This window comes from Streptomyces corynorhini, assembly GCF_003346515.1.
In the GTDB taxonomy this organism is placed as follows: Bacteria; Actinomycetota; Actinomycetes; order Streptomycetales; family Streptomycetaceae; genus Streptomyces; species Streptomyces corynorhini.
Genome location: NZ_QQNA01000061.1, coordinates 1 through 13,153 on the forward strand (window position 1 = coordinate 1; position 13,153 = coordinate 13,153).

Annotated in this window: 15 protein-coding genes; 8 read left to right on the plus strand and 7 right to left on the minus strand. The window is 73.6% G+C overall.

All coding sequences use genetic code 11. The features are described from left to right. The 4 genes from DVH02_RS09655 to DVH02_RS09670 all read left to right on the plus strand — a co-directional run. Positions 1 to 978, plus strand: a 978-nt coding sequence (locus tag DVH02_RS09655; protein WP_233518121.1) for a carbohydrate ABC transporter permease, incomplete at its 5' end; no start/stop codon positions are given. Continuing rightward, a complete protein-coding gene (locus tag DVH02_RS09660; RefSeq protein ID WP_233518122.1) occupies positions 975 to 1,895 on the plus strand; it encodes a carbohydrate ABC transporter permease in 921 nt (306 codons plus the stop codon). The genes DVH02_RS09655 and DVH02_RS09660, both read left to right, overlap by 4 nt. A 40-nt stretch (positions 1,896 to 1,935) precedes the next feature. Continuing rightward, positions 1,936 to 2,976: a hydroxyacid dehydrogenase gene (locus tag DVH02_RS09665; protein WP_114623349.1), complete on the plus strand. Its 1,041-nt coding sequence runs from the start codon at positions 1,936 to 1,938 to the stop codon at positions 2,974 to 2,976. After that, on the plus strand, positions 2,973 to 4,907 hold the full coding sequence (locus DVH02_RS09670) for a DUF2264 domain-containing protein (RefSeq protein WP_114623350.1): 1,935 nt from the start codon (positions 2,973 to 2,975) through the stop codon (positions 4,905 to 4,907). Before DVH02_RS09665 ends, DVH02_RS09670 begins: the two co-directional genes overlap by 4 nt. Here the strand turns inward: DVH02_RS09670 and DVH02_RS09675 are convergent. After that, a complete protein-coding gene (locus DVH02_RS09675) occupies positions 4,886 to 5,512 on the minus strand; it encodes an N-acetylmuramoyl-L-alanine amidase (protein ID WP_114623351.1) in 627 nt (208 codons plus the stop codon). The genes DVH02_RS09670 and DVH02_RS09675 overlap by 22 nt on opposite strands. Positions 5,513 to 5,894: 382 nt before the next feature. On the opposite strand from DVH02_RS09675, the gene DVH02_RS09685 reads away from it, so the two are divergent. Next, positions 5,895 to 6,386 carry a GNAT family N-acetyltransferase gene (locus DVH02_RS09685; RefSeq protein WP_114623352.1) on the plus strand — a complete coding sequence of 164 codons (492 nt, stop codon included), beginning with the start codon at positions 5,895 to 5,897 and terminating at the stop codon, positions 6,384 to 6,386. 73 nt (positions 6,387 to 6,459) lie between these two features. Here the strand turns inward: DVH02_RS09685 and DVH02_RS09690 are convergent, their stop codons facing one another. Further along, positions 6,460 to 7,287, minus strand: coding sequence for a DUF3152 domain-containing protein (locus DVH02_RS09690; RefSeq protein ID WP_233518123.1), 828 nt, complete (start codon positions 7,285 to 7,287; stop codon positions 6,460 to 6,462). A 268-nt stretch (positions 7,288 to 7,555) separates the two neighbouring features. Here DVH02_RS09690 and DVH02_RS09695 point away from each other — a divergent pair, with 268 nt between their 5' ends. From DVH02_RS09695 to DVH02_RS09705, 3 genes are read left to right on the plus strand one after another with little or no spacing between them, the layout of a single operon-like run. Next, positions 7,556 to 8,239: a response regulator transcription factor gene (locus DVH02_RS09695; RefSeq protein ID WP_114623353.1), complete on the plus strand. Its 684-nt coding sequence runs from the start codon at positions 7,556 to 7,558 to the stop codon at positions 8,237 to 8,239. After that, positions 8,236 to 9,849: a sensor histidine kinase gene (locus DVH02_RS09700; protein WP_114623354.1), complete on the plus strand. Its 1,614-nt coding sequence runs from the start codon at positions 8,236 to 8,238 to the stop codon at positions 9,847 to 9,849. The genes DVH02_RS09695 and DVH02_RS09700 overlap by 4 nt, the downstream gene beginning before the upstream one ends. Then, positions 9,846 to 10,448: a hypothetical protein gene (locus DVH02_RS09705; RefSeq protein ID WP_147286026.1), complete on the plus strand. Its 603-nt coding sequence runs from the start codon at positions 9,846 to 9,848 to the stop codon at positions 10,446 to 10,448. The genes DVH02_RS09700 and DVH02_RS09705 overlap by 4 nt, the downstream gene beginning before the upstream one ends. Here DVH02_RS09705 and DVH02_RS09710 read toward each other — a convergent pair. The 5 genes from DVH02_RS09710 to DVH02_RS09730 form a co-directional block, all read right to left on the minus strand. Beyond that, positions 10,417 to 11,076: a DUF305 domain-containing protein gene (locus DVH02_RS09710; RefSeq protein WP_114623356.1), complete on the minus strand. Its 660-nt coding sequence runs from the start codon at positions 11,074 to 11,076 to the stop codon at positions 10,417 to 10,419. The two genes, DVH02_RS09705 and DVH02_RS09710, sit on opposite strands and share 32 nt — an antisense overlap. 93 nt (positions 11,077 to 11,169) lie before the next feature. After that, a complete protein-coding gene (locus DVH02_RS09715; RefSeq protein ID WP_114623357.1) occupies positions 11,170 to 11,565 on the minus strand; it encodes a DUF6153 family protein in 396 nt (131 codons plus the stop codon). 74 nt (positions 11,566 to 11,639) lie between these two features. Continuing rightward, positions 11,640 to 12,071: a response regulator gene (locus DVH02_RS09720; RefSeq protein WP_114623358.1), complete on the minus strand. Its 432-nt coding sequence runs from the start codon at positions 12,069 to 12,071 to the stop codon at positions 11,640 to 11,642. A gap of 121 nt (positions 12,072 to 12,192) precedes the next feature. Then, positions 12,193 to 12,507: a sigma-70 family RNA polymerase sigma factor gene (locus tag DVH02_RS09725; RefSeq protein ID WP_114623359.1), complete on the minus strand. Its 315-nt coding sequence runs from the start codon at positions 12,505 to 12,507 to the stop codon at positions 12,193 to 12,195. A gap of 190 nt (positions 12,508 to 12,697) precedes the next feature. Beyond that, entirely contained in the window at positions 12,698 to 13,144 is a 447-nt protein-coding gene (locus DVH02_RS09730; RefSeq protein WP_233518124.1) for a type 1 periplasmic-binding domain-containing protein, read from the minus strand. Positions 13,145 to 13,153 lie beyond the last annotated feature (9 nt).

A 13,153-nucleotide genomic window follows, 5' to 3' on the forward strand; every position in this document is an offset into this window, starting at 1 on the left:
GCGCCGCGCGGCCCCGCCGCGCCGGAGCCCACCGGCCCACCCGCGGCCCCCGCCGCCGCGCCCGGCGGCCGGAAGCCCGCCCGACGCCGCGAACTCGTCGCGTGCGCCGTCCTGATGGCCCCGTTCTTCGCCCTCCTGATCGCGGTCTTCCTGATCCCCGTCGCCACCGCGATCCGCCTCAGCTTCTTCGGCGAGGACCACCCGGGACTCGGCTTCGGCCCCAGCCGCACCCTCTTCGTCGGACTGCGCAGCTACACCGCCGTCCTGACCGACCCCACCTTCCTCGGCAGCCTCGGCACCGTCGTCCTGTACTGCGTCTTCTACATCCCGCCGCTCGTGATCGGCGCCCTCGCACTGGCCCTGCTGCTCGACTCCGGAGTGGTGCGGCTGCGCGCGTGGGCCCAGCTCGCGCTCTTCCTGCCGCACGCCGTGCCCGGCATCATCGCCGCCCTCATCTGGCTCTACCTCTACACCCCCGGCATCAGCCCGGTCATCGAACTGCTCGGCAAGGCCGACCTCACCGTCGACTTCCTCGGCATCCACACCGTGCTCCCGTCCATCGTGAACATCGCGCTGTGGAGCAACCTCGGCTACAACATGGTGGTCTTCTACGCCGCCCTCCAGGCCGTACCGCGCGAGGTGATCGAGGCGTCCGTCGTGGACGGCGCGGGGCCCCTGCGCACCGCACTCCAGGTCAAGACCCCGCTGGTGCGCTCCTCCCTCGTGATGGTGACCATGTTCACCCTCATCTTCGCCCTCCAGCTCTTCACCGAACCGATGCTGCTCAGCTGGTCCACCCCGATGATCGGCGCCCGGTTCTCGCCCAGCATGTACATCTACGACGCCGCGTTCACCCGTAACAACTACGGCCTGGCCGCCGCCGCCTCGGTCGTCCTGCTGCTGTGCACCGTCGCCCTCTCCTACTTCGTCACCCGCTGGACCAGCCGCGTCAACGACCAAGAGGAGGCCGCCCGATGAGCGCGACGAGCACCGCCCCGCCCACCCCGGCGCGCACCCCCCGGCACACCGCGCGCACCGGCACCACACCGGCCGCGCTGCGCCCGCGCCTCCTCGGCCGCTCCGTCGTCAACCTCGTCGTCGGCGTCTCGGTGCTCTACACCCTGCTGCCGGTGCTCTGGCTGGTACTGGCGGCGGGCAAGGACCGCGACGCCCTGTTCAGGAGCGATCTGCTCTCCGCCGGGGGCTTCTCCTTCGTGCGGAACGTCAAGGACCTGTTCGCCATGGACGACGGGCTCTACGCGCGCTGGTACGGCAACAGCCTGCTCTACGCGGTCCTCGGCGCCACCCTCGGCGCGCTGATCTCCGTCGCCTGCGGCTACGCCTTCGACAAGTACCGCTTCCCCCACAAGGAGAAGCTGTTCGGGCTGGTGCTCGCCGCCGTGATGGTCCCGCAGACCGTCCTCGCGCTGCCGCTCTACCTGCTGGCCTCCGGCACCGGCCTGGTCAACACCTTCTGGGCCGTGTTCATCCCCGTGCTCTTCAACCCCTTCGGTGTCTACCTCGGCCGGATCTTCAGCCAGGGCTACGTCCCCGACGAGGTACTCGAAGCGGCGCGCGTGGACGGCGCGGGCGAACTGACCGCCTACGTACGCGTCGCCCTGCGGATGCTCGGCCCCGGCCTCGTCACCGTCTTCCTCTTCCAGCTCACCACCATCTGGAACAACTTCTTCCTCCCCATGGTGATGCTCTCCGACCAGGACCTGTACCCGGTCAGCCTGGGCCTCTACGCCTGGAACAGCGCCGCGTCGGTCTCGCCCGAGTACTACCCGGTGGTGATCATGGGCTCGCTGCTCGCGGTCATCCCGCTGATCCTCGCCTTCGCCCTGCTCCAGCGCTTCTGGAAGTCCGGCCTCACCGCCGGAGCCGTCAAGTAGCACCCTGCCGGACCACCCCCACCCACGTACCAGGAGTTCCATGGACACCCCAGCGACCGCAGCCCCCCGGGAGCGCCCCCGGCCGCGCGCCGCACTCGCCATGCGGCCGGACGCGGCGGCGGCCGTCCTCGACCCCGGGGCCCTCACCGCCCTCGGCGCCGTCTGCGACCTCGAACCGCCGCCCGTGCTGGACGACTTCACCACCGCCCGCGCCCGCGCCGTCCTCGCGGACGTGGAACTCCTCGTCACCGGCTGGGGCTGCCCGCCCCTCGACGCCGCCGCGCTGGCCGCCGCGCCCCGGCTGCGCGCCGTCGTGCACACGGCGGGCACGGTACGCGGGCACATCACCGAGGCGTGCTGGGAACGCGGCATCGAGGTCTCCTCGGCCGCCGCCGCCAACGCCCTGCCGGTGGCCGAGTACACCGTCGCGATGATCCTGCTCTCCGGCAAACACGCCCTGGAGCGCGCCCACGCACTGCGCGCCTCGCGCCGCCGGGAGGAGTCGTCGCTCACCGCCCCCGGCACCGGCAACTACGGCCGGACCGTGGGCATCCTCTCCGCCTCCCTGATCGGCCGACGCGTCATCGAGCTGCTGCGCCCCTACGACATGCGGGTACTGCTGCACGACCCGTACGTCTCCGACGCCGAGGCCGCCGCCCTCGGCGTCCGCCCCGTCGGCCTCGGCGAACTGTTCACGCGCGCCGACGTGGTGAGCGTCCACACCCCGCTGCTGCCCGCCACACACGGACTCGTCAGCCGCGCACTGCTCACCTCCATGCGACCGGACAGCGTCCTGATCAACACCGCGCGCGGCGCCGTGGTCGACCAGGACGCCCTGGTCGACGTGGTCAGGGCCCGGCGCGTCAGGGCCGTACTCGATGTGACGGAACCCGACGTCCTGCCCCCCGACCACCCGCTGTGGGAGTGCGAGAACGCGCTCATCACCCCGCATCTCGCGGGCTCCCAGGGCAACGAGCTGCGGCGGCTGGCCGAACTGGCCGTCGCCGAGGTCACCCGCTGGACCGCAGGCGACGGCTTCGCCCATCCCGTACCCCGCGAAAGGATGGCCTTCCTCGCATGACCGCTCCCGCCACCTCTCCCTCGCCCGTCCCTCTTCCCTCTCCCCTCGAACTCCCCGCCGAGGACCGCGCGCTCAGCCCGCACACCGGCTACACCCGGGCGCACTGGGAGGCCACCGCGGACGGGCTGCTGCGCGCCGCGTGGCAGTGGGCCACCCCCGGCAGCGCGCTGCTCGACCTGCCGGGACGGCCCTCGGGCTCCGGCGTGCGCTCGGACGGCCTGGAGGGCTACGCCCGTACGTTCCTCGCCGCCGGATTCCGGGTGGCGGGCGCCGGCGGCGAGGACCCGCACGGCTGGCTGGAGCGGTACGCGGACGGGCTGGCGGCGGGCACCCGTACGCCGGGCCGCGACGACACCGAGTCCTGGCCGCTCATCCTCGACCACCACGTCCAGGGCCAGCCCATGGTCGAGTCCGCCTCCGTCGCCATCGGACTGCGGCTGACCGCGCCCTGGCTCTGGGACCGGCTCGACGCCGGTGTCCAGGACCGCGCCGAGGAGTGGCTGCGCGGCGCGCTGCGGCACACCCCCGCGCCCAACAACTGGTATCTGTTCCCCTACTCGGTGGCCGGTTTCCTGGAGTCGGTCGGCCGCGGGGACGCGGAGACCGCCCGCGCCAGGGAGCGGGCGCTCGAACTGCTGGAGGGCTGGTACCGGGGGCAGGGCTGGTACGCCGACGGCGACAGCCGCGCCTTCGACCACTACAACGGCTGGGCCCTGCACCTGTATCCCGTCCTCGACGCCCATCTGGCCGGGGACACGGAACAGTCCGCGCACTACGGTGCCCGGCTGCGCGAACACCTGGAGAGCTTCTCCCTGCTGTTCGGCGCGGACGGCGCGCCGATCCACTTCGGCCGGTCGCTGTCCTACCGGTTCGCGGCGGGAGCGGCGGTCGCGCTGGGCGCCGTCACCGGACACACCCCGCTCACCGCCGGGGTCTCACGGCGGCTGGTGAACGGATCGCTGCGCTACTTCCTGGACCGGGGCGCGACCGGAACGGACGGGCTGCTCAGCCTCGGCTGGCACGGCCCGCACGACGCGACGCTCCAGCACTACTCGGGCCCCGCCTCGCCGTACTGGGCCTCCAAGGCGTTCGTCGCGCTGCTCGCCCCCGAGGACGATCCGCTGTGGACGGCCCCCGAGGAGCCCGCGCCCAGCGAGGGCCCCGACCGGGTGCTCGCACTGTCGGCGCCGGGGCTGCTGGTGCACTCCACCCGGGCCGACGGCATCGTACGGCTGCACAACCACGGCAGCGACCACATCCGCCCGCACGAGGGGGAGGCGGAGGTGGCGGACGATCCGCACTACAGTCGGCACGCCTACTCGACCCGCACCGGACCGACCGCCGCGGCCAACGTGGCCGACAACCACCTCGCCGTGGAGCTGGCGGGCCGCCTCAGCGAGCGCCGCCGCATCCACCCGCTGGGCGCCGGTGGCGGTGACGGCTGGGGCTGGGCCGCCTCCTGGCACCGCCCGGTCTTCGGCACGGGCGCGCCCATGGTGCCGGGGCTGCGGGTGGAGAGCGTCACGGTGGTGCGCGGCGGACACGAGCTGCGGGCGCACCGGGTGGTGGGCGCGCCCGCCGGGGCGCTGGTACGGCAGACGGGCTGGGCGACCGGCCCGGACGAGGACGTGCGTTCCGCCCTGCACGCCCTGCACGGCTGGGAGTCGGCCGACGAGGTACGGGCTCCGCGGGGCACGGCCTTCACCCGCTGGGCCGTCGTCCCCCGGCTCACCGGAGAGGCCGGGGGCACCACGCTCCTGGTGGCCCTCGCCTCGCTCACCGGGGACACCGACGCCGCTCCGCTGTCCGCGGCGGTGAGCGAGGTGAGCGTGGCGGGAGCCACGGCCGAGGTGCGGTGGTCGGACGACGGGTCGACGACCCGTATCGCCTTCGATCCGCTGACGGTCGATCATGCCAGCGCGGCGGGCTGAGCCTTGACGAGCCGGAGGTAGCGGTCCCAGTCCCACAGCGGGCCGGGATCGGTGTGGGTCGCGCCGGGGACCTCACTGTGGCCGATGATGTGCGCGCGGGTCCGGGGAATCCCGTACCGGTCGCACACGGCTGCGGTGAGGGCGGCGGACGCGGAGTACAGCGCGTCCGTGAAGTACTCGGGCCGGTCCACCCAGCCCTCGTGCTCGATGCCGATGGCGCGGGTGTTGTAGTCCCAGTTGCCCGCGTGCCAGGCGATGTCCTTCTCCCGCACGAACTGGCCGATGTAGCCGTCGGCGGAGGCGACCATGTAGTGCGCGGAGACCTTCTTGGCGGGGTCCTGGAAGATCTTCATCGCGTCCGGGAAGGTCTCCTGCGTCACGTGGACGACGACGAAGTCGACGGGATAGGCCGTGGGGCGGCTGGACACCGTGTAGTTGGAGGCCGAGGCGGGGATCCAGTGCGTGGGCGGATACGCGACGGCCGCCCAGTCGGCGGCCCGCGCGGCGGTGGGAGCGGTGGCGGCGAGGCCGAGCGCGGCGGCGCCGAGACCGGCCCCGGAACGCAGCAGCGTACGGCGGGACGGGGTGGGGCTCTGGGCTTCCAAGGGGGTCTCCCGGATGTGGTGTCCGTGGGGGAACGGGATGACGCGATTCCATCGTGACGCGCCGACAGGTTCATGCCAATAAGCCGAAGGGCGCGGGGGGATTTCTTTACGGGCGGTGCGATGCGGAGGATTCTGTCGCGGGGAACTCCCTGCGACCGTGGGATGCCGCCGACTTCCGCGACGACCCGGACGCGCGGGGCGCCCTGTCGGTCTTTCCGCACGGGCTGGTGGGCCAGTCCTTCAACCGCGTCATGACCTACCTCAACGAGGACCGGGACGAAAGGTGGCGCGGACGTTCCCCGGGCCCCGTCACGGCAGCCGCAGGGGGCACCGCTGCCACGCGGGTTGCCGGGTACCCCCGTGCCCGGGTAATACTCTCCCCATGGCATCGAGACTTACTGGACCGGGCGCGGCGGGCCGTACCCCCGTCGTCGCGGTCCGCCGCGCGACCGCGCGGGACGCCAAGCGGCTGACCCGGCTCGTCCGTACCTCCCGCGCCTACGAAGGCCCGTACGCCTCCATGGTCGCCGGATACCGGGTGGGGCCCGACTACATCGAGGCCCATCAGGTCTTCGTGGCCGTCGCCGCCGACGGGCGGGTCCTCGGCTTCTACGCCCTGCTCCTCGACCCGCCCGAACTCGATCTCATGTTCGTCGCCAACGACGTCCAGGGGCTGGGGACGGGACGTCTGCTCATCGGCGATCTGCGAGAGCGGGCGCGCGCGGCCGGGATCGAATCCGTCCGGGTCGTCGCGCATCCGCCCGCCGAGGGTTTCTACCGGGGGATGGGCGCGGTACGGACCGGTACCGAGGCCGCCAGGCCGCCCGCCGTGATGTGGGACCGGCCCGAGATGCGGCTCCCCGTCGGAGGCTGACGCGCAGCCGGGCGGCCCGCGCCGCGGCGCCACGCCGCGGGTACGGTGCCCCGGGCATGGCGCCGCGGCGCGGTCACGGCACCGGCGGTCCGGTGATGGCCTTTCCGTCCGCGTCGTAGGGCCAGGCGTTGATCACGCAGCCGTGCAACCCCTTGATCTGCTGCATCATCGCGGGCGCGGGCCGGCCGGGACCTGGGCAGGTCTGATGGCCGTGTCCGAGGAAGTGCCCCACCTCGTGGTTGACGATCAGCGCACGGTACTGGGGGATGTCCTGGACGTAGAACGGGGTGGCCAGCAGCCAGCGCTTCAGGTTCACCATCACCTGGCTGCCGACGCTGCAGTTGACCTCGCCGCCGGTGTCCAGGCCGTACTCCCCGCAGATCTGGTCCACGGTGCCGGGAGTCGCCACCTTCACCTCGAAGTCGGTCGCGCCGCTCGACACGCGCTGGAACGACGAGATCCCGTCGGCCGTCCAGCCCCGCGGATCCGCGAGGATCCGGTCCACCTCCTCGGCCGTCTCGGCGGCGGAGAGTTCGAGACCGTCCTCGACGGAGACCGCGTAGCGCAGCACCTTCGCGCCCTTGCCGATCCGCCCGCCGCCACCCGCCGCCGCGGTGAACGTGCCCGGCCCCGCCGCCGGGATGTCCTTCGCCCGGGAGCCGGTGCCGGACGAGGCGGAGCCGGTGGGCGACGCCGAGGGGGAGGCCGCGGAGCGCCCGGCCGGCCGCCGTGACGGCGCGCCGTCGGCCTCCACCCGGCCCGTGGCCGACGCGCTCGGCCTCCCGCCGCCCCCGCTCTCCCGCCCGGCTCCGGCGGACGCCTCGCTCCGCTCCCCGTGCGCCATCGCCACGTAGCCGACCGTCGCCAGCGCGATCACCGCGAAGGAGCCCGCCATGAGCATGCCGCGACGGGTGGGCCCCCGGTGCGCCGAGGCCCGGGAGCGGCGACCGCCGCGACGGCGGCGGTCCGGTCGGGAAGGGGGCGTGCGGTGTGTCATGAAGGTCGAGGCTGGAGCCGGTGTGTGATCAACCGTGGACCAGAAGATAACGAAGAGGTCACGGATCGGTCGCGAACCGGACCCCCTGACACCAATATGATCGTCCCGTAACAGTTCCCTTCGGGGGCCCGCCCGGGTGAATCCGGCCGCCGGGCCTACGGATACTGAGCACATGCCACGTGTCCTGCTCATCGAAGACGACCCCGCCGTACGCGAGGGCGTACAGCTGGCCCTGCGCCGTCAGGGCCACGACGTCGCCGCCGTCGCGACGGGGGAGGAGGGGCTGGAGCGACTGTGGTCCTTCCGGCCCGACGTCGTGGTGCTCGATCTGATGCTGCCCGGGATGAGCGGGCTGGACGTCTGCCGCAGGATCAGGTCCGGCGGGCAGGTGCCGATCATCATGGCCACCGCGCGCGGCGACGACGTCGACGTCATCGTCGGTCTGGAGGCCGGAGCCGACGACTACGTCGTCAAACCCGTCCAGGCGCGCGTCCTCGAAGCCCGGATCCGCGCCGTGCTGCGCAGGATCGGCGTCCCCGGCACCGACACTCCGCGCGTCGAGACCCACGGCGAGCTGACCATCGACCGCGCCGGTCTGGACATCACACTGCGGGGCGAGCCGGTGGCGCTCGCCCTCTCCGAGATGCGGCTGCTGCTGACCCTGTCGGCCTCCCCGGGGCAGGTCTTCAGCCGTCAGCAGCTCCTCGAAGCGGTCTGGGAACACAGCTACCACGGCGACATCCGGCTGGTGGACGCCTGTGTGAAGCGGCTGCGCCTGAAGATGTCCGAGCCGCCAGGGGCGCCGCTCTACATCCTCACCGTGCGCGGCTTCGGCTACCGGTTCAGGGCCGCATGACCGGGCGCCGCGCCTTCGCCGCGGTCCTGCGCGGCCTGCCGCGCCGCTTCCCCCGGATCAGCGGGCTGCGGGTCCGCCTCGTCGTCGCCTTCACCCTCGTCGCGGTGGCCGGCACGCTCACCACCGGCGCGCTGACCTTCCGGGAGGCGCGTACGGGGGTGCTCAAGCAGAGCCAGGACGCGGTCGTCAAGCAGTTCCGCGACCATGTCAACACCCTCGCGCCCGGGTTCGGCTCCGCTCACGACCAGGTCACGATGGACGTGTTCGCCGGCGAGGTGGCCCGGGTCGGCCGCTCCCAGGGATGGCGGGTACTGGTCACCTACCAGGAACTGCGCGCCACCTCGACAGCGGGCGACGACTTCTCCGAACTCACCCCTGAGCTGGCGCGCGCCACGTCGGAACGGGCCGCCGCCGTCTTCCAGCGGGTCGCCAGGGGCGAGCGCACCGTCCTGGTCGTCGGCCTGCCGGTCACCTACGCCTCCGACGCGCCCGCCAACCGCAGACTCTCCGGGCTCACCGTCTTCCTCGTCGTCCCGCAGCGCGAGGAACAGGCGTACGTCGACGCGCTCGTCCCGGCCGTCCAGCGCGCCGTACTGCCCGCCCTCGGCCTCGCCGTCGTCCTCGCGCTGCTCGCCGCGCGCGGGGTACTGCGCCCCGTGCGCGCACTGCGCCGCGCCGCGGGCAGCATGGCCGAGGGCCGCTTCGACACCCGGCTCGCCGTACACGGCACCGACGAACTGGCCGACCTCTCGAGGACCTTCAACGAGACCGCCTCCGCGCTCGACCGGTCCGTCGCCGAGCTGCGCCGGATGGAGGCCCGCGCCCGCGCCTTCGCCGCCGACGTCTCCCACGAACTGCGCACGCCGCTGGCCGCCATGTCCGCGGTGACCGAGGTCCTCGACGAGGACGCGCGCCACCTCGACCCGGACACCGCGACCGCCGTACGGCTCATCAGCCAGGAGACCGTGAAACTCTCCCGGCTGGTGGACGACCTCATGGAGGTCTCCCGCTTCGACGCCGGAGCGGCCGAGCTGCGCGCCGACGAGATCGATCTCGCCGAATCGCTCCGCCGCACCCTCGCCTCCCGGGGCTGGACCGACACCGTCGAGACCGACCTGCCGCCCCCCGACGCCCTCCGGGTACGGGCCGATCCGCGCCGCCTCGACGTGGTGGTCGCCAATCTGGTCGCCAACGCGCTGCGCCACGGCGCCGCGCCCGTCCGGGTACGGCTGTACGCGGCGCCGGGCGGCGCGGGCGAGGAGGGCGGCGCGGGCGAGGAGGGCGGCGCGGGCGAAGAGGGCGGCGCGGGCGAAGAGGGCGGCGCCGCGCCGGGGCGCGCCGTCGTGGAGGTCACCGACCAGGGCCCCGGCATCCCGCCGGACGTGCTCCCGTACGTCTTCGAGCGCTTCTACAAGTCGGACACCGCCCGCACCCGTACCGAGGGCAGCGGGCTGGGCCTCGCCATCGCGAGGGAGAACGTCCTGCTGCACGGCGGCACTCTGCGGGCGGCGAACCGCCCCGGGGGCGGCGCCGTCTTCACCGTGGACATCCCGGTTGGCGCGGTGGACACCACGTCCGCGGGCCCGAGCGACGAGGAGGGGCCCGTATGACATCCCGGAGGCCGGTGCGCGCGGCGCGGGCGTCCGCGCTGCTGATCACCGTGCTCGCCCTGCTCTCCGGCTGCCGGATCCCCACCACCGGTGTGGTGGAGGTCGGGGAACCGGCGACCGGAGTGCGGGCCGCGACGTACCTCTTCTTCGTACGGGACGGCGAGCTGCTACCGGTGCTCCGTACCGGCGACGGCGCGCCGCCCGAGGTGGCCGAGGCCGTCGAGCTGGTCTACCTGGGCCCGACGGAGGAGGAGGCGCACCAGGGCGTGAGCACCGAACTGACCGGGGCGATCGCGACCGGCACGCTCCCGCGCACCGTGGTGAAGGGCGACGCGATCTTCATCGAGGTCCCCGCTCGCCGGATGCTCAGCGCTCTCGCCGTACTGCAGCTCAGCTGCACGGCCTACGCCGCGCGCCTCGTCGCGGAGCCGGCCGCGACCGGGACCACGGTGGCCGTCGCGGACGCGACGCGCCGTACGGACCCGCGCCCCGGCCGGGAGCTGTGCCCCGCCCCGGGGCGGCACCTGGCGGAGCCCACCCCGGCCGACGGCGCGGGCGGGCCGTCGGCTATCCCCGCGCCGACGACCGCATTCGGCTGATCTCCGCCGTCTGGGAGGAGATGACGCTCCGCGCCAGCTTCTTGGCGCCCCCGTGGGCCCCTTCCGCCACCTCGGTTCCGGCCATCGCGACGGCGCCCTCGTGGTGAGCGGTCATCAGCTTCAGGAACGCGGTGTCGAACGCCGGGCCGGAGGACTTCTCCAGCGCCGACATGTCGCCCTCGTCCATCATGCCGGGCATGGTGTGGCCGGAGTGGTGCCCCGCGCCGCGCGCCGGAACCTGCTCGCCCCAGGCCGTGAGCCAGCCGGACAGGGTCCTGATCTCCGGGTCCTGGGCCTTGCTGATCTCCGACGCCAGCTTCCTCACCTCGGCGGACGAGGCCCGGGTGACGGCGAGGTCCGCCATCTCCACCGCCTGCCGGTGGTGCGGGATCATGTCCCGCGCGAAGGACACGTCCGCGGCGTTGTGCGCGGACCCGGCGGACGAGGCGGCGGCGGACGGCGAGGCGCCGGTGGACGGTGAGGCGCCGGTGGACGGCGAGGCGCCGTCGTGTGCGGTGTGCCCGGCGGAGCCGCCGCTCTGGCCCGCGCAGCCGCCGAGGACGAGCGCGGCGCAGAGGGCGGCGGGGGCGAGGGCCGCCCGGCGGATCGTGGAACGGTATGACGTCATGGTCGGTCGACTCCTGTGCGTGTACGTGCGTGCGAGAGGCATGCCGGACGCGGCCGCCGCACCCGTGCGGGCGCGGCGGGCCGCGAGGAGCGCCTATATGCGCAGGAGTGGGAGCAGGCTCAGGGACGGTGGAGCCCGGTCACCGCGCCCGCCCGCTCCGGCGGGCCACGCCGCCGTCGGGCGGTCCGGGTCCTGGAGCGGGCCGGGGGCGAGGGCCGACGGCAGGACGGGACCACCGCTCGTACCGGTCGCCGCGCAGGTGGCGTCCGCGTGTTCCGCGTGGCCGCCGCCGTCCCGGTGCCCCGGGGCCGCGCAGTGCGCGGCGTCGGCCGCCACGTCATGGGCGGCCATTCCCCCGGAGACCGGATGCGACGCGAGGGCGGAAGCCGGAGCCAGTCCGTGCATCGCCAGCAGCCCGGCCACCACGGCGAGCAGCAGCGCGAGCCGCGTCCGGGGGTGCGGGTGCCCGCCGCGCGGTGGCCGTCTCATGCGGCCATCGTAGACACCGGGCCGCCCGCGTCCCCGCGCGGCCCGGCCGGGCGGCCCCGGCGGATGACGTGGGTTCAGCTCGGCGGCGCCTGGATCGCCGTCTCCAGGAAGAACGCGTCGATGCTCCGTACCGCGCGGGTGAATTCGTCCAGGTGGAGCGGTTTGACGACATACGCGTTCGCGTGCCGGTCGTAGGCCGCGCGCACGTCGTCGGGGGCGCCCGAGGTGGTCAGGACCACGACCGGGATGGTCAGCAGCCGCTGGTCGTCCTTGAGGACCTCCAGCAGCTCCCGGCCGTTCATGCGGGGCATGTTCAGATCCAGCACGATGAGGTCGGGACGGGCGTTCGCGGGGTCCCGCAGATAGTCGAGCGCCGCCAGCCCGTCCTCCGCCTGGCTGATGGAGCGGGCCATGCCGTGCTCCCGGAGGGCTTCCTCGATGAGCAGCGCGTCGGCCGGATCGTCCTCCACCAGCAGGACGTCATACGTGCGGCTGAGGCTGTTCACGGTGTCGGGTTCCTGCTCTCGGACGGTGCGGGCGACATCTCCTCCTAGAGAGTACGCGCCGCGGCCGAACCGGCGTACTGGTACGGGCCGATGATGTTCCGCCGCCCCGGCACGGCTCCGGTCAGCCGTCACCGCCCCGGGTCTGGTGCAGGATCCAGGAGATGGCGTCGGGGCCCGGCCGGTAGGCCGCGGCCGACTTCCAGATCCGTACGTACGAGGCGGCGACCCGTTCCTCGGCCGCCGACGGCGACGAGGTCGCCTCGACGGCGGCGGCGAAGACCAGGGGCGCCGTGTGGTCGTACAGCCGGGCGAACGCCGTCCGGCTGCCCTCGGCGATCTGCACCAGGAGATCGTCCAGGCTCTCCCCGGTGCCGGGCAGGACCGAGCAGGCGCTCCGGTCGGCCGGAGCGGGTGCGCGTGAGTGGCCACGGTTCATGACACCAGGCTAGCCGTGCCATAGACGTCCACTTCAGCCGGTCCCGGACACTCCGGGATGGACCGGGCCGCCATTCACGCCATGGGATGAACCGGCCCGGGAAGTGGACGGGTGGTTCGCCCCGTTATGGGCGGTGCCGCCGAGGAGAGCCGCCCCGGCGGGAGCCGGCCGCGCGCCCCCGGGATCGCGCTCACGCGTCGAGCCGGATCACGATCCCCGTCAGCTCGCCCAGCACGGCGGCCACGCCGGCCCGCACGGCGCTCGCGCACCGCTCGGCGGTGAACGATCCCGGGTCGTACGCCGAGGACGCGCCCAGCCCCTCGCCGCGGAACGAGGCGCCGGGCCAGCCCACCGCGGTGACATTGGCCGTCGGCTCGGCCAGCTCCGCTCCCACGACCAGGAAGTGCTGCGCCAGATGGCTCGCCGAGACCAGGGCGAGCGGATCGACCAGATCGTTGCCCGCGCTGATGATCAGGTCCGGGGTCAGGTCGAGCGCCCTGGTGATGGCGGGGACGAGGCCGGACGGGTGGTCGGCGACCACCGTTCTCAGGTCGGCACCCTCCTCCTCGGCCCAGTTCCCGACCGCCTTCACCAGCGCCCCGGTCGGAGCGTCGGTACCGGAGGTGAGCAGCACCACGCGGTAGCC